The 15,241-nt window shown below is 59.9% G+C and carries 17 protein-coding genes and 1 pseudogene; 5 read left to right on the top strand and 13 right to left on the bottom strand.

What is annotated here, in order from left to right; all coding sequences use genetic code 11:
- The first annotated feature begins 153 nt into the window (after positions 1-153).
- A complete protein-coding gene (tsaD, locus tag KHQ28_RS01695) occupies positions 154-1,167 on the top strand; it encodes a tRNA (adenosine(37)-N6)-threonylcarbamoyltransferase complex transferase subunit TsaD (RefSeq protein WP_002916879.1) in 1,014 nt (337 codons plus the stop codon).
- Positions 1,168-1,211: 44 nt separating this feature from the next.
- Here the strand turns inward: tsaD and KHQ28_RS01690 are convergent, their stop codons facing one another.
- The 9 genes and pseudogenes from KHQ28_RS01690 to KHQ28_RS01650 form a co-directional block, all read right to left on the bottom strand.
- A complete protein-coding gene (locus tag KHQ28_RS01690; protein WP_004181356.1) occupies positions 1,212-2,819 on the bottom strand; it encodes a cytosine permease in 1,608 nt (535 codons plus the stop codon).
- A 153-nt stretch (positions 2,820-2,972) separates the two neighbouring features.
- Positions 2,973-3,590 (bottom strand): urease accessory protein UreG, encoded by a 618-nt coding sequence (gene ureG, locus KHQ28_RS01685; RefSeq protein ID WP_002916877.1) that lies wholly within the window; start codon positions 3,588-3,590, stop codon positions 2,973-2,975.
- 8 nt (positions 3,591-3,598) lie between these two features.
- Complete coding sequence (locus KHQ28_RS01680) at positions 3,599-4,273, bottom strand: urease accessory protein UreF (protein ID WP_016532672.1); 675 nt, start codon at positions 4,271-4,273, stop codon at positions 3,599-3,601.
- A gap of 1 nt (position 4,274) precedes the next feature.
- Positions 4,275-4,751: an urease accessory protein UreE gene (gene ureE, locus KHQ28_RS01675; protein ID WP_002916875.1), complete on the bottom strand. Its 477-nt coding sequence runs from the start codon at positions 4,749-4,751 to the stop codon at positions 4,275-4,277.
- A gap of 275 nt (positions 4,752-5,026) precedes the next feature.
- A complete protein-coding gene (locus tag KHQ28_RS01670) occupies positions 5,027-6,031 on the bottom strand; it encodes an IS110-like element IS5075 family transposase (RefSeq protein ID WP_000427619.1) in 1,005 nt (334 codons plus the stop codon).
- A 68-nt stretch (positions 6,032-6,099) separates the two neighbouring features.
- Positions 6,100-7,791 (bottom strand): annotated as a pseudogene (gene ureC, locus KHQ28_RS01665) (urease subunit alpha); the annotation flags it as partial.
- Positions 7,784-8,104: an urease subunit beta gene (locus tag KHQ28_RS01660; RefSeq protein ID WP_002916872.1), complete on the bottom strand. Its 321-nt coding sequence runs from the start codon at positions 8,102-8,104 to the stop codon at positions 7,784-7,786. The pseudogene ureC and the gene KHQ28_RS01660, both read right to left, overlap by 8 nt.
- 9 nt (positions 8,105-8,113) lie before the next feature.
- Entirely contained in the window at positions 8,114-8,416 is a 303-nt protein-coding gene (locus tag KHQ28_RS01655) for an urease subunit gamma (protein ID WP_002916871.1), read from the bottom strand.
- A gap of 9 nt (positions 8,417-8,425) precedes the next feature.
- Positions 8,426-9,250: an urease accessory protein UreD gene (locus KHQ28_RS01650; protein WP_004174349.1), complete on the bottom strand. Its 825-nt coding sequence runs from the start codon at positions 9,248-9,250 to the stop codon at positions 8,426-8,428.
- Between KHQ28_RS01650 and KHQ28_RS01645 the strand changes: the two genes are divergently transcribed.
- Positions 9,240-9,386: a short-chain dehydrogenase gene (locus KHQ28_RS01645; RefSeq protein ID WP_004144529.1), complete on the top strand. Its 147-nt coding sequence runs from the start codon at positions 9,240-9,242 to the stop codon at positions 9,384-9,386. The genes KHQ28_RS01650 and KHQ28_RS01645 overlap by 11 nt on opposite strands.
- Before the next feature lie 10 nt (positions 9,387-9,396).
- On the opposite strand, the gene KHQ28_RS01640 is transcribed toward KHQ28_RS01645, so the two are convergent.
- Together KHQ28_RS01640 and plsY are read right to left on the bottom strand one after the other, a co-directional pair.
- Positions 9,397-9,516, bottom strand: a complete 120-nt coding sequence (locus tag KHQ28_RS01640) for a hypothetical protein (RefSeq protein ID WP_004217172.1) — start codon at positions 9,514-9,516, stop codon at positions 9,397-9,399.
- A 131-nt stretch (positions 9,517-9,647) separates the two neighbouring features.
- Positions 9,648-10,265: a glycerol-3-phosphate 1-O-acyltransferase PlsY gene (gene plsY / locus KHQ28_RS01635; protein ID WP_004144530.1), complete on the bottom strand. Its 618-nt coding sequence runs from the start codon at positions 10,263-10,265 to the stop codon at positions 9,648-9,650.
- A gap of 107 nt (positions 10,266-10,372) precedes the next feature.
- Between plsY and folB the strand changes: the two genes are divergently transcribed.
- Positions 10,373-10,756 (top strand): bifunctional dihydroneopterin aldolase/7,8-dihydroneopterin epimerase, encoded by a 384-nt coding sequence (folB, locus tag KHQ28_RS01630; RefSeq protein ID WP_004150923.1) that lies wholly within the window; start codon positions 10,373-10,375, stop codon positions 10,754-10,756.
- A gap of 198 nt (positions 10,757-10,954) precedes the next feature.
- On the top strand, positions 10,955-11,776 hold the full coding sequence (gene bacA, locus KHQ28_RS01625) for an undecaprenyl-diphosphate phosphatase (RefSeq protein ID WP_004144532.1): 822 nt from the start codon (positions 10,955-10,957) through the stop codon (positions 11,774-11,776).
- Positions 11,777-11,787: 11 nt separating this feature from the next.
- Here the strand turns inward: bacA and KHQ28_RS01620 are convergent, their stop codons facing one another.
- Both KHQ28_RS01620 and KHQ28_RS01615 read right to left on the bottom strand, forming a co-directional pair.
- Entirely contained in the window at positions 11,788-13,029 is a 1,242-nt protein-coding gene (locus KHQ28_RS01620) for a multifunctional CCA addition/repair protein (protein WP_004185671.1), read from the bottom strand.
- A gap of 61 nt (positions 13,030-13,090) precedes the next feature.
- Positions 13,091-13,711, bottom strand: a complete 621-nt coding sequence (locus tag KHQ28_RS01615; RefSeq protein WP_002916862.1) for a TIGR04211 family SH3 domain-containing protein — start codon at positions 13,709-13,711, stop codon at positions 13,091-13,093.
- 214 nt (positions 13,712-13,925) lie between these two features.
- On the opposite strand from KHQ28_RS01615, the gene KHQ28_RS01610 reads away from it, so the two are divergent.
- Entirely contained in the window at positions 13,926-15,224 is a 1,299-nt protein-coding gene (locus KHQ28_RS01610) for an inorganic triphosphatase (RefSeq protein WP_032418353.1), read from the top strand.
- The last annotated feature ends 17 nt before the right edge of the window (positions 15,225-15,241 follow it).

The raw sequence follows: 15,241 nt of genomic DNA, 5'->3' as shown, positions 1-15,241 counted from the left end.
ACTGCTGCTTTGTAAAGCACCGGCGCCTTTTTTGAAAGGGACTTTTATAAGGGTGAGGAGTATACACGAAGAGAGCACCGGGGGTGAGCAAAGTTTTACATCGCCGGTCATTGGACCTACACTGCGCGGTATTGAAGCGAGGTAAAACAACTCATGCGTGTACTGGGCATTGAAACATCCTGCGATGAAACCGGCATCGCGATTTATGACGACCAGCAAGGTCTGTTAGCCAACCAATTGTATAGTCAGGTGAAACTGCATGCGGATTACGGCGGCGTGGTGCCGGAGCTGGCATCGCGCGACCACGTGCGCAAAACGGTGCCGCTGATCCAGGCGGCGCTGAAAGAAGCCGGTCTGACGGCGAAAGATATCGACGCCGTCGCCTATACGGCGGGTCCAGGCCTGGTCGGCGCGCTGCTGGTCGGGGCGACCGTTGGCCGGTCGCTGGCCTTCGCCTGGAACGTGCCGGCGATCCCGGTACACCATATGGAAGGGCATCTGCTGGCGCCGATGCTGGAAGATAATCCGCCGGCGTTCCCGTTCGTCGCGCTGCTGGTTTCCGGCGGCCACACCCAGTTGATTAGCGTCACCGGTATTGGTCAGTATGAACTGCTGGGCGAGTCGATTGACGATGCGGCGGGCGAAGCCTTTGATAAGACGGCGAAACTGCTGGGACTGGATTATCCCGGCGGGCCGATGCTGTCGAAAATGGCGTCCCAGGGCACCGAAGGCCGCTTTGTCTTCCCGCGGCCGATGACCGACCGTCCGGGGCTGGACTTCAGCTTCTCCGGCCTGAAGACCTTCGCCGCCAACACCATTCGCAGCAACGGCGACGATGAGCAAACCCGCGCCGACATCGCCCGGGCGTTTGAGGATGCGGTCGTCGATACGCTGATGATTAAATGTCGCCGCGCGCTGGAGCAAACCGGCTTTAAGCGTCTGGTGATGGCGGGAGGCGTGAGCGCCAACCGTACCCTGCGGGCGAAGCTGGCGGAGATGATGCAAAAACGCGGCGGCGAGGTGTTCTACGCCCGCCCTGAGTTCTGTACTGACAACGGCGCGATGATCGCCTACGCCGGCATGGTGCGTCTGCAAACCGGCGCCAAAGCCGAGCTCGGCGTGACGGTTCGCCCGCGCTGGCCGCTGGCCGAGCTGCCTGCCGCCTAACGCATCCTGAAACAGGCCGACGTCACGTCGGCCTGCCTTCCTGACTACTCCATACTTTTACATAGCGAGCAGATGGCTCCCTGATGCTTGTGCGAGTGCATCACGTCCGGGCGCTCGTACTCTTCCTCACAGCTAACGCATTGATACACGGTGGTGGAGGCGTTCCCCGCCGCGTCATAGCGCGGCTCGGCGATGCCGTCATCCACCTGCTTAATATAGTAGCGCCCGCGGGTAAGGAGCCCCATCAGCGGGGTCATGACAAAGGCGACGACCAGCGCAATCAGCGGCGAGAACGGCGCCAGCGTCGCCCCCAGCAGACCGAAGAAGGCGCAGATCGACAGCCCGGCGGCCAGACCAAAGGAGACCACGCCCACCGGGTTAACGTTGTAGATCATGCCGCGACGATACTCCGGCTGCGCCGGCGCCAGCTTGAGCAAGCCTTTATTAAAGGTGATGTCGGTCGCCACCACCACGACCCAGGCGATGGCGAAGTTGGAGTAAAAGCCGAGGATCCATGACAGGGCGCTGAACATATCGCCCTCCATCAGCGCCAGGGCAATCGCCAGGTTGACCACCACAAAAATAATCCGTCCCGGATAGCGTTTGGTGGTGCGGGTCCAGGCGCTGGTCCACGCCAGCGAGCCGGAGTAGGCATTGGTGACGTTAATTTTGATCTGCGAGATCACCACCAGCACCACCGCCAGCGTCAGGGCCAGCCAGCCGGGCACCAGGTTATCGAAGACGCTGACGAACTGCTGCACCGGTTCGGTATTGTGCACCGCCGGGAAACGGGTCAACAGATAGAAGCCGAGGAAGGCGCCGATGATCTGTTTGATCGCCCCTAACACCACCCAGCCCGGGCCGGCGGAAAAGACCGCCAGCCACCAGCTTTTACGATTCTCCGCGGTCTTAGGCGGCATAAAGCGCAGGTAATCAATTTGCTCGCCAATCTGCATGATCAGCGACAGGCATACCCCGGCGCCGAGCATGATGGCGGTAATATCCACCGTCGACGCGCTGTTTTTACCGGCGAAATGCAGGAAGCCGTCCACCAGCTGCGGATCTTTGACAATCAGCCACACCACCGGCACCACCATCAGCACCAGCCACAGCGGCGTGGTCCACACCTGCAGGCGGGTCAGGGCTTTCATGCCATAGACCACCAGCGGGAGCACCATCAGGGTGGCGATCAGATATCCCATCCACAGCGGGATCCCGAGGCCCACCAGCAGGCCCTGGGCCATGATCGAGCCTTCGAGGGCGAAGAAGATAAAGGTGAAGCCGGCAAAAATAATGCTGGTGATCACCGAGCCGAAATAGCCGAAGCCGGCGCTGCGGGTGATCAGGTCAAGGTCAATGTTGTAGCGCGCGGCAGTGATCGCCAGCGGAATGCCGGTGAGGAAGATCACCAGCGCCGCCACCAGGATCGAATAGATGGCGTTGCTGGTGCCCCAGGCCATACCGATGCTGGCGCCGATGGAAAAGTCGGCCAGATAGGCGATGCCGCCCAGCGCGGTGACCGCGACGACGCCCGGACCCCAGCGGCGAAAGCTCAGCGGGGCGTAACGTAAGGTGTAATCTTCTAAGGTTTCCCGGGAGCCGGAAGTCCGCGTTGTCGCGGGTAATTCAGGGTTAAGATCCAGTGATGACATAGTCATTCCTTAATGGTTAGGCATGACTTGAATTAGCAAACCTTATGCCATATTGCAGGGCAGGCGTGGCGCGGAGGTGGAGGCAGGATGATATAAAGAGAGAGCAGAGGCTGCACCATCCGGACGCGCTTGCGCCCGGCTGGTGCAACAGGCCTATTTGCCAAGCATGCCTTTGTCTTCGAGGAAGGCGATAATGGTGCTCAGGCCGTCGCCCTGCTTCAGATTGGTGAAGGTCCATGGGCGATCGCCGCGCATACGCTGGGTATCGCTCGCCATCACCTCCAGCGACGCGCCCACATAGGGGGCAAGGTCGGTTTTATTGATCACCAGGAAATCGGATTTGGTGATCCCCGGTCCGCCTTTGCGCGGGATCTTCTCCCCTTCGGCCACATCGATGACGTAGATGGTCAGATCCGCCAGCTCCGGGCTGAAGGTGGCGCTCAGGTTATCGCCGCCGCTTTCCACGAAGATAAGGTCGAGGTTACCGAACTTTTCACTCAGCGCTTCCACGGCGGCGAGGTTCATTGAGGCATCTTCGCGGATCGCCGTATGCGGGCAGCCGCCGGTTTCCACACCGACGATGCGTTCAGGCGCCAGCGCGCCCGCTTCGGTGAGGATGCGCTGATCTTCTTTGGTATAGATGTCGTTAGTGACCACCGCCAGCTGCCAGGTATCGCGCATCGCTTTACACAGTGCTTCCAGCAGAGCGGTTTTACCGGAACCGACCGGGCCGCCGACGCCGACGCGCAGCGGGTGTTTATAAGAGTTCATGGCTTCTCCTAGGAACGGAATAATCGAGAGTATTGGGTTTCATGCCGGGCAGAGGCGATGGCGGCGAGCGGGGTGGCCGATCCGATATCGCCGTCCGGCGCGGCCAGCGCGCGGGGCATCTCGGCCGCGTAGTGGTCACAAAGACGTAAAATCAGCTGCTGGGCGGCCTGCTGGCCGAAGGGGACCAGCTTGACGCCGGCCATCACGGCGCTCTCAATCCAGCTATAGCCCAGGCTGAGGGCCATCTCGGGCAGGGCGATACGCCAGCGCACGCCGAGCCAGGCCATCCCGGCGAGCTGACTTTGCTGGCACAGGGAGCGCCACGGCGGCGGACAGTCCGGCTGCCAGTCGCTCAGCAGACGGGCAAACGCCGCGCCGCGGTTGCGCTCTTCCTCCCGCAGTTCACGAGTTTCCCGGCAGGCCAGCAGATAGGCGGTCCAGCGCTGGGCCGCAGCGATATCGCCTTGTTCGCAGGCGCGGTACAGGCGGGCGAACAGCGGCAGGTCAACGGTAAAAAAGCCTTCCGTCATCTGGCGTCGCTGCCAGCGCTCGAAGGCCGCGACGTCCGGCACCCAGCCGGCTTCCACAGCCCACTCCAGCCCCTGGGACCAGCTGTAACCCCCTACCGGCAGGTTGCTGCTGGCCAGCTGCATCAGCCGCAGGCGTTGTTCCGCTGTCGACATGCTAGTGGCTGTGAGCGTGGTGGTCATGATGAGCATGATGATGACCGTGGCTCTCGCTGGCGTAAGCGCCGGCTTCCGGCTCGAACGGCAGCTGGCCAAAGGTCACCGTCAGGCCGAACTGGCGCAGCATATCGTCCAGCACGTGATCGTGATGGTAGCGCAGCTCGCCCGGCATAATCTGCAGCGGCACGTGACGGTTGCCGAGGTGGTAGCAGGCCTTCGCCAGCATAAAGGGATCGTCGCAGCGCACTACCGACACCCCTTCATCAGCGGCAATCACCTGCACAAACTCGGTGCCTTCTTCGTTGCTGAGCACATCGCCGCCGCGCAGCAGCAGGCCGCGGGGCAGCAGCAGGCCGGCTTCCCGGCCATCGTTGAGGGTGACCTTAACCCGGCTTTTGACGCGAACATCAATCGGCAGCGTAACGCTGGCGGTCGCGGCGGCGGGGATCTCCAGACGTTGAGTTAAATAAAGCATCCGCTCTCCTTAAAACAGAATCTATGGTCACTCCCGTTTTTGCAACACCGATTTTGACGACAAGTTGGCTTGCTTGAATCTATCCGGCGTCTGAATGGGATTTTATTCCCGCGCCTCGATGAGTTCCGCGCCTGATGAACCTCCAGAAAATATACGGCTTCAATGAGCCTTTCCGTTTTACAGGTTCCTCAACAGGCCGGTGGGCCGTTAGTATCATCAATATCAGTATTCGCAAAACCAGATGAATGATTGTTTAAACTGGTGTATTTCTGCCTTTATGCTTCGTAAGTTTGCTGTCGCGCCGTCAGTGCCCAGGCTATTCTGGCCAGCTTGTTTGCCAGAGCACAGGTGACGACAAAGTTGCTTTTCCGACACAACAACTCCCTGACCCAGTCGGCCAACTTGCCAGACTGGTGTTCCAGTTTTTGTATGAATACCCTGGCACACTGAACCAACAAAGTTCGGATCTTTTTGTTGCCCCGCTTGCTAATCCCTAACAATGTCGTCCGACCTCCCGTGCTGTACTGTCGGGGTACCAGCCCTGTTGCCGCCGCAAAGTCACGGCTGCTGGCGTACTGCTTCCCGTCGCCAATCTCAGTTGAAATAGTACTGGCAGTCAGCGTTCCAACGCAGGGAATACTCAGCAAGCGCTGTCCAACCTCATCTTCGTCCAACTTTCGTTTCAACTGAGATTCCAGATCTTTAATCTGCTCAACAAGATAGTGATAATGCTGTTGTAATTTCAGCAGTAACTGGCTGAGATAAAGAGGCAAACTACTGTCCTCAAGAAGGGTACTCAGTCGACTAATAACGGCAGCACCTCGCGGAACGCTGATACCAAATTCCAGCAGAAAAGCATGCATCTGATTAGTTGTTTTCACCTTATCCTGAACCAGGGATTCACGGACACGATGCAGAGCTCGCATTGCCTGCTGAGATTCGGTTCTGGGCTGCACGAAACGCATAGATGGACGTGATGCTGCTTCACAGATAGCTTCAGCATCAACGAAGTCATTTTTGTTGCTTTTAACGAATGGGCGGACAAATTGCGGTGATATCAGCTTTGGAAAATGCCCTAACTCTTCCAGCTTGCGTGCCATAAAGTGAGAACCGCCACAGGCTTCCATCGCGATGGTTGTTGCCGGGCATGTCGCCAGAAATTCGATTAGCTTTGGTCGGGTGAATTTTTTACGGTAAACGGCCTTCCCACGATGATCCTGACAATGAATATGGAAAGAGTTCTTACCCAGATCGATACCAATAAGCGCAATGTTTTCCATGATGGTTCTCCGAATGAAAGCCTGTCCTCAGCATAGTACTGGGAAGGAGGGAGTGACCATCTCATTAAATATCGTTGCGCCATCGGCAGAACGTCTGCCGGCTCGCTGGTGATAAGTTCGCCATCCACCCGCACCTCATAGGTCTGGGCGTCGACGGTGATGTTAGGCTGCAGGCTGTTGTGCACCATGTCGGCTTTCTGCACCGTACGGCAGCCTTTCACCACGGCGATCGCGCTGCGCAGGTTCAGCCGCTCGGCAACGCCATTGGCTGCCGCCGCCTGCGACAGGAAGGTGAGGCGGCAGTGATGGCGGGCGCTGCCCAGCGCGCCAAACATCGGGCGGTAGTGCACCGGCTGCGGGGTCGGAATAGAGGCATTGATATCGCCCATCGGCGCGATGGCGATCATGCCGCCTTTGATCACGGTGGCCGGTTTCACGCCGAAGAAGGCTGGTGACCAGACCACGAGGTCAGCCAGCTTACCCACCTCAATGGATCCGACTTCGTGTGCGATGCCGTGGGTCAGCGCCGGGTTGATGGTGTATTTGGCGATGTAGCGCTTCACGCGGAAGTTGTCGTTATCCCCGGTCTCCTCCGCCAGCGCTCCGCGCTGCACCTTCATGCGATGCGCCACCTGCCAGGTGCGGAGAATCACTTCTCCGACGCGGCCCATGGCCTGCGAATCGGAGGAGGTGAGCGAGAAGGCGCCGAGATCGTGCAGCACGTCTTCCGCAGCGATGGTTTCCCGGCGAATGCGCGACTCGGCAAAGGCCACGTCCTCGGCGATGTCCGGGTCCAGATGGTGGCAGACCATCAGCATATCGAGATGTTCATCGATGGTGTTGAGGGTGTAGGGCAGCGTTGGGTTGGTGGACGACGGCAAAATGTTCGGGTGGGCGCAGGCGGTGATGATGTCCGGCGCATGGCCGCCGCCGGCCCCTTCGGTATGGAAGGTGTGGATGGTGCGCCCGCCGATGGCGGCGAGGGTGTCTTCCACAAAACCGGATTCATTCAGGGTGTCGCTGTGCAGGGCGACCTGGACGTCCATTTCATCGGCGACGGTTAACGCACAGTCGATCGCCGCCGGGGTGGCGCCCCAGTCCTCATGGATCTTCAGGCCAATAACGCCCGCCGCCACCTGCTCGCGCAGGGCATCCGGCTGAGAAACGTTTCCCTTGCCCAGCAGGCCGATATTGACCGGCAGGCTGTCGGCCGCCTGCAGCATGCGTGAGATATACCACGGGCCCGGGGTGCAGGTGGTGGCATGGGTGCCCGCGGCCGGGCCGGTGCCGCCGCCGACCATGGTGGTCACGCCGGAGACCAGCGCCTCTTCCGCCTGCTGCGGACAGATCCAGTGAATATGGGTATCGATCCCGCCGGCGGTGACAATTTTTCCTTCGGCGGCAATCGCTTCCGTCGCGGCGCCGATGGGGATGGTGACGTTGGGCTGGATGTCGGGGTTACCGGCTTTGCCGATGGCGAAGATCCGGCCGTCCTTCACGCCGATATCGGCCTTAACGATCCCCCAGTGATCGACGATCAACGCGTTGGTGAGCACCAGGTCGACACAGTCGGCGGCCAGCATCTGCCCCTGGCCCATGCCGTCGCGGATCACTTTGCCGCCGCCGAATTTGACCTCTTCCCCGTAGGTGGTCAAATCGTCCTCCACCTCGATCCACAGCTCGGTATCCGCCAGGCGCACCTTGTCGCCGACGGTTGGGCCGAACATATCGGCATAGGCCTGGCGTGAAATATTACTCATCGTTTACCTCCAGAGGGCCCATAACCTCGCCGCGGAAGCCGAAGACGGCGCGGTGACCAGCGAAGGCCACCAGCTCGACCTCGCGTTTCTGGCCGGGTTCAAAGCGTACCGCCGTGCCCGCCGGGATATTCAGGCGATAGCCGGCGGCCTGCTGACGGTCGAACTTCAGCGCCGGGTTAACCTCGGCGAAATGGTAGTGCGAACCGACCTGAATCGGCCGATCGCCGTGGTTCTCAACGACCACGCGACAGGTTGCCCGGCCGGTATTCAGGGCTATCTGACCGGGCTTAACGTGATATTCACCGGGGATCATGGCGCTACCTCAGATAATCGGGTTGTGAACGGTGACCAGCTTCGAGCCGTCCGGGAAGGTGGCTTCGACCTGGATATCCGGGATCATTTCCGGGACGCCCTCCATCACCTGCTCGCGGGTCAGGACGTGACGGCCTTCCTCCATCAGCGAGGCCACGCTTTTGCCGTCCCGAGCGCCTTCCATAATAAAGGCGCTGATCAGGGCCACGGACTCCGGATAGTTGAGCTTCAGGCCGCGGGCCAGGCGACGCTCCGCCACCAGCGCGGCGGTAAACAGCAACAGCTTGTCTTTTTCTCGGGGGGTCAGTTCCATAACGTTCTCTTAAGTCAGCCAGATTCGGGGAAGTACGGGAGATTTGCCGGTAAGATGAGGGCGCAGAAACTGCCATACGTCGCGCATCACCCGCTGGCAAATCAGATTATCGTCACTGAGGAAACGCACCGTCAGCAGGCGGTCGGTCAGGCTGGCGCCGGCGTAGAGACCGAGCGGCGCCAGCGCGTCGCGCACCCCGTCGAGCAGGGCATCGGTAGCCGGATAGCACAGCAAAGTGCCGACCCAGGGACGTTCGGCGACGCTGGAGAGCTCTCCCTCCTGCAGCTGCAGGCGCTCGACCAGCAGCGGCTCATCGTCCACCCATACCTCCAGCCGGTTGCTGAGGGTGCCGTGGCTGAAGGTTTCGCCAATCACCGGGCGGCCAAGGCAGAGCAGATCCCAGGCCAGCAGCCTGCTGGAGGCGCAAAGATGAAAGGTAGTGAACAGCCGGGCATTCGCCCCGGGAAAGAAGATGGCATCCTGCGGGAGCCACTCCAGGGTCGCCTGCGGGGCAAGGGTCAACTGCTGGCGAACTAGCGCTTGCGCGCCGCTGCTGCGGTAAAACTTGCTGGCGCCAGGCATGGTTATCAGCGTATGGCAGCCGGGGGCAAGGTGCGCGCTAATTGTCAGCTCATCACCGCCGACGATGCCGCCGGGCGGGTGAAGCAGATAGAGGTGACAGGTCTCTTCTTCCGGGTAAAACGGGCGCTGGACGGTCAGCGGGCCGACGTGTTGGGCGCTGGCGAGAACGGTCTTGCCGCCGGCCTGCTGAAAGCGGAGATCCAGCGTGGCCTGCCAGCCTTTTTTGAGTGGTGGTAACACGGTGCCGTGCAATGTTGCGCCCCTGCAAAATCAAGATAAAACAGCAGCAATGAGTATTGATCGGCGGGAGTTTATCCCGGTCATACGAAACGCTTATGTCATCCGTAACCCGGAGCGTCGCGACGGGCGCGAGGGGAAAGCGGCATAACCGCTCCGGATTATTCACCCGGATAATCTTTGCCGTCAATATCCTGATCCGCAGCCTGGGCGCGGCGGAAAAGGCGGCGGATCGGGTTGCGCTGCGCCGCCAGCCGCCAGCGCAACTTTTGCCTTTCCATGCTGCTAACGTATTGTTACAAAAGGGGGAGGCGGCGATGATCGCCTTTGATGGCGAGGAGGCGTAAAAGGGCGGATGAAAGGCGCGATTAGCGCAGGGGAGTTCCCCGGCTGGCGGAGCCAGGAGGGGAGATTACTTCTGCTCTGGCGTTTTTTTCTTCTTCACGCGGGTCCAGATTTTGCTCTCCTGGCGGCGCCACAGACGCTGAATGTTGTCGTGATGGCGCAGGAGGATCAGGCAGGAGAGCATCGACACCGGAAAGGTGTACTGCGGTTTGAACCACCAGACGTAGAACGGGGCGATCAGCGCGCTGACGATAGCGCCCAGGGAAGAGTAACCGCTGAGCAGGATGGTCAGCAGCCAGGTCCCGGCCATCACCCCGGTCAGATCGAGCCCGATGGGGGCGATAGCGCCGAAGGCCGTGGCGACGCCTTTACCGCCGCGGAAATGAAAGAAGACTGGCCAGATATGGCCCACGCAGGCGGCAATCGCCACTAACCCCAGCCAGAACGGCGTAAGGCCCAGCGCCCAGGCGCCCCACACCGGGAGCATGCCCTTCAGCACATCAAAAATAAGTACCGCTACGGCCGCCCCTTTTCCGCCAATTCGTAGTACGTTAGTGGCCCCGGGGTTGCCTGAGCCGCTGTCGCGTGGGTCGGGCAGGCCAGCAAGGCGACATACCAGAATGGCGCTGGAAATGGAGCCGCAGAGGTAGGCGAGGAGTACCAGTCCAGGCGCGATTGCACTCATAACGCTGTTCCGTTTTGAAAATGTCGTTGTATTCTCTGCATCTGTGGATAATACGCATAATTCGCCGGAAGTGGTATCCGGTTTAGCTAAAAAGCAGGCAGGGCGTGATGGATATTGTATTTATAGAGCAACTTTCGGTAATCACCACCATTGGTGTTTATGACTGGGAACAAACCATTGAGCAGAAGCTGGTGTTCGATATCGAAATTGCATGGGATAACCGCAAGGCGGCCGCCAGCGATGATGTCAGCGATTGCCTCAGCTATGCTGATATCAGCGAGCGCGTGATCGCGCATGTGGAGGGGGGGAAATTTGCGTTAGTGGAGCGGGTGGCGGAAGAGGTGGCCGACCTGCTGCTGGAAACATTCCAGTCGCCATGGGTGCGCATAAAAGTCAGCAAACCTGGCGCCGTGGCTCGCGCGGCAAACGTCGGGGTGATTATTGAACGTGGCCTTAATCTGAAACAAAACTTTTCAGGTCATACTTGTTAAACAAATTGCGTTTATACCGGTCATAGCATCCGGTCATCAGGCAATTTTACTGGCGATGTCCTTCCAGAACGGTGGACGAATCCGTGTGTACTTCCTGTACGCTGCGGATTACGCGCGCTCTGGCAGCCGGGTTATGCCTGTTGAACGATACCGTGTTCCTGGTTTTTTTCATTTTACTTTTTTAAAGGGTTTAATTGGATGAGCGATATACACTCGCTGCTGGTGGCGGCAATATTGGGTGTGGTTGAGGGTTTGACAGAGTTTTTACCTGTTTCCAGTACCGGTCATATGATTATTGTTGGTCACCTGCTGGGGTTTGAAGGTGATACCGCAAATACCTTTGAAGTGGTGATTCAGTTAGGTTCGATACTCGCCGTGGTGGTGATGTTCTGGCGTCGCCTGTTCGGCCTGATCGGCATCCATTTCGGGAAACCGCCGGCGCATGAAGGCCAGGGCAGCGGCCGTTTGTCGCTTATCCATATCCTTCTCGGCATGATCCCCGCGGTGGTGATGGGGCTGATTTTCCATGACACCATTAAATCCTTGTTTAACCCGGTGAACGTGATGTACGCCCTGATTGTCGGCGGCGTATTGCTGATTGCAGCGGAAGTGCTGAAGCCGAAACAGCCGCGCGCGGTCGGGATTGACGATATGACCTACCGTCAGGCGTTCGTCATCGGCTGCTTTCAGTGCCTGGCGCTGTGGCCAGGTTTCTCCCGCTCGGGGGCGACTATCTCCGGCGGCATGCTGATGGGCGTCAGCCGCTATGCGGCCTCGGAGTTCTCTTTCCTGCTGGCGGTACCGATGATGATGGGCGCCACCGTGCTGGACGTCTACAAGAGCATCGGCTTCCTGAACATGGGCGACGTCCCGATGTTCGCCGTCGGCTTCGTGATGGCGTTTATCGTGGCGCTGATTGCGATTAAAACCTTCCTGCAGCTGATCAAACGGATCTCGTTCATTCCGTTCGCTATCTACCGCTTTATCGTCGCGGCAGCGGTGTACGTGGTCTTCTTCTAAGGCCTGCGCCCTCAGCCTTGCGGCTGGGGGCAACGCTGTTCCTTCCACTGCGCTACCGCCGCAATTCTCCGCCGCGTCAGCTCCTCGCGAATTTCCGCCCCTTTAAAGCCCGCCGCCACGACCTCTTTAGTGGAGACCGACTGCGCCACTTCCCAGGCCTCCAGCAGCAGGCGCCCCTGCGGGTAATCGCTGGCCTCGAAACCGGTGCGTCCGCGGACGTCGGCTTCGCTGGTGAGCGCGATCTGCTGCACGCGCTGCGGTTTGCGCCACGCGTCAATGTTGTCGAAGAGTTTGACGAGGGTTTTCGGCTGCAGAATCGGCAGGGTGTGGATTAGGTCATGGTACTCCGCCACCAGTTTCGCGAGATCGCGGATATCGTTCGGCACCCGCAGACGCGCGCAGAGCTGCTCCACCAGCTTGACTCCCGCCGGACCATGGCCGTGGTGACGCGGCCAGAGCGCCTTCGGCGTCAGCCCTTTGCCGAGGTCATGGCACAGGGTGGCGAAACGTACGTCGACATCCGGCGACAGCATCGCGGCCATCGTGACGGTCATCAGGGTGTGCAGGCCGGTGTCGATTTCCGGATGCCATTTCGCCGGGGCCGGCACGCCGTACAGGGCGTCAATCTCCGGGAACAGCACCTTGAGAGCCTGACAGTCGCGCAGCGTCTGGAAAAAGACCTGCGGGTTGCGAGTAGTTAATGCGCTTTCCGTCTCCTTCCACACCCGCTCCGGCGTTAAATGCGCCAGCTCGCCGGCCTCAACCATCGCGGCCATCAGGGCCTGGGTCTCTTCGGCAATGCGAAAACCGAGGTGGGCGTAGCGGGCGGCAAAGCGCGCGACGCGCAGCACGCGCAGCGGATCTTCACTAAACGCGGGAGAGACATGGCGCAGCAGGCGCTGACGGAGATCGTTCTGTCCGCCGTAGGGGTCGATAATTGCGCCGTCGGCATCCTGGGCGAGGGCATTGACCGTCAGGTCGCGGCGCAGCAGATCGGCTTCGAGGGTGACGTCCGGGGCGGCATAGCAGGTAAAACCGGTATAGCCCGCGCCGGATTTGCGCTCGGTGCGGGCCAGGGCATACTCTTCCCGGCTTTGCGGATGGAGGAACACGGGAAAATCGCGGCCTACCTGTTGATAGCCCGCGTCTAGCATCTGTTGCGGGGTGGCGCCCACCACCACCCAGTCTCGGTCTTTGACCGGCAGCCCTAACAGCGCGTCACGCACCGCGCCACCGACCAGATAACTCTTCACGCCTGATTCTCCCGTATCCGTTTTTCGCAAGATGATACGTAAGTCTGGCAGAGAAGACGAATTAGTTCATCCACCGGTCTTTACGTTTGCGGCTTGGCACCAGATGCGGCAGCACCAGACCGAGCAGCAGACCGACGCCCAGCACACCGCCGCCGTACATAAACCACTGCATGATAATGGTGCGCTGTTTATCATCAAGCTGCAGATTTGCCGCATTCACCTTCTTCTGCGCGACAACCAGCTCGTTTTTCAACTTTTGGTTCTCGTCCTTCAGCGCGTTAATCACGCTGTCGCTGCCGGCGACTTTCTTCTGCATATCCGCCGTGCGCTGGTTCCAGGTGGCATCGATGTTATTCAGCTTATCGGTCAGCGTTTTGACCTGGTTTTCCAGATCCGGGACGCGGGTGCGCAGGCTGGGCTCGTTGCTCAGCTCTTTCAGCGGGATCCAGGCGGTACGGCCGTTGCTGTCGCGAATTTGCGCGTAACTGGTGCTGTCGTTCGTTTGCAGTACCGACACTTCTTCCCCGGCGTTGATGGTGCCGACCAGACGATAATTATCGCCCGGGCCGCTGCGAACCCAGGTGTTCAGCTCATCGGAAACGTAGCGCTTTTCTTCTGCGTGAACCGCCGTAGCGGCGCTAAGCGCGAGCAAAGTAAAAGTAATCAGGCGTAATTTTGGCATCAGGTCATCGTTTGGTCATAAAAAGTGGAACGATAGTAGAGGCATCGCCAGAGCGACGCAAAGTTTTCCGCCACAATCGGAATCATCCAGGAGGTGGCCCGGCAAAAAGCGCGTTGCATGGCGATTCACCGCAAAATACTATCTACTGACAAAAAATATTGTCGTAAGTTCGCCGCAATTTGTCGGCGCAGCACAGAAGCGGAAGAATTCAGTCATGGCTCAAGAAATCGAACTCAAGTTTATCATCGCTCAGGATGGGGTAGAGACGCTGCGCGAGCAGCTCAATGCGCTCGAGGCGAAACATACGCCCGCGGGCCAGTTGCTGAACATTTATTACGAAACCGCCGATAACTGGCTGCGTCGTCACGATATGGGGCTGCGCATCCGCGGCGATCAGGGGCGTTATGAGATGACGCTGAAAATCGCCGGTCGGGTGGTCGGCGGCCTGCACCAGCGCCCGGAATATAATATTCCACTGGATAAACCGGAGCTGGCGCTTGAGCGCCTGCCGGCGGAGGTCTGGCCGCAAGGGGAACTTCCGGCCGCGCTGGCGGAGCACGTCCAGCCGCTGTTCAGCACCGATTTTGCCCGTGAACGCTGGGTGATCCAGGAAGGAAAGAGTGAGATTGAGATTGCCCTCGATCGCGGCGAAGTCAAGGCGGGCGAACATCAGGAGCCGATCTGCGAACTGGAGCTGGAGCTGCTCGCCGGGGAGACCGCCGATCTGCTGCGCCTCGCGCATCGTTTGCTGGAGAGCGGCGTCCTGCGTCAGGGGAGCCTGAGCAAAGCCGCGCGCGGGTATCATCTGGCGCAAGGTAACAATGAGCGTCCGGTGACCCGGCTGGCGGTGCTGCCGGTGGCAGCGAAGGCCAGCGTGGAGCAGGGGCTGGAGGCGGCGCTGGAGAGCGCCCTGGCGCATTGGCTGTATCACGACGAGATCTGGCTGCGCGGCAACGCAAAAGCCAAAGCGGAAATTCTGCTGGCGATAGCCCGCGTGCGCCATGCCCTCGTGCTGTTTGGCGGCATCGTGCCGCGTAAGGCGACCACCCACCTCCGCGCGTTGCTGAACGACGCCGACGCCGTTCTGCTGGCTGCGGACACCGCCGACGAAGCGTTATTCCGCACCGAGGTCGTTGGCGCCAAACTGGCCCTGACCGAATGGCTGGTCCAGCGCGGGTGGCGTCCGTTCCTCAACGAGGCGGGAGAGAAAAAAATAGCCGGCTCGTTCAAACGGTTTGCCGATATTCACCTCTCGCGGGTGGCGGCCGAGCTGCGCAGCGCCGTGCAGCATCTGGCGGTAGAAGATGCCGCTGACCAGTTGCCGAAGCTGTCCCGCGACATCGACAGCGTCCAGCTGCTGGCGGGCGCCTATGGCGACGCCGTCGCGCCCTGGCTGGAGAACTGGCAGGAACTTCAGCGTGCGATAGAGCATGACGACCGCAGCGTGTTTGAATATTTCCGTCGCCAGGCGCTGGCTGCCGAGCCGTTCTGGCTGCATAGTGGAAAACGATAATTACAGGCCAGGGAGCC

Source organism: Klebsiella sp. 28 (assembly GCF_018223905.1).
GTDB classification, from domain to species: Bacteria; Pseudomonadota; Gammaproteobacteria; order Enterobacterales; family Enterobacteriaceae; genus Klebsiella; species Klebsiella pneumoniae.
This window is presented reverse-complemented; position numbering and strand designations above follow the sequence as displayed.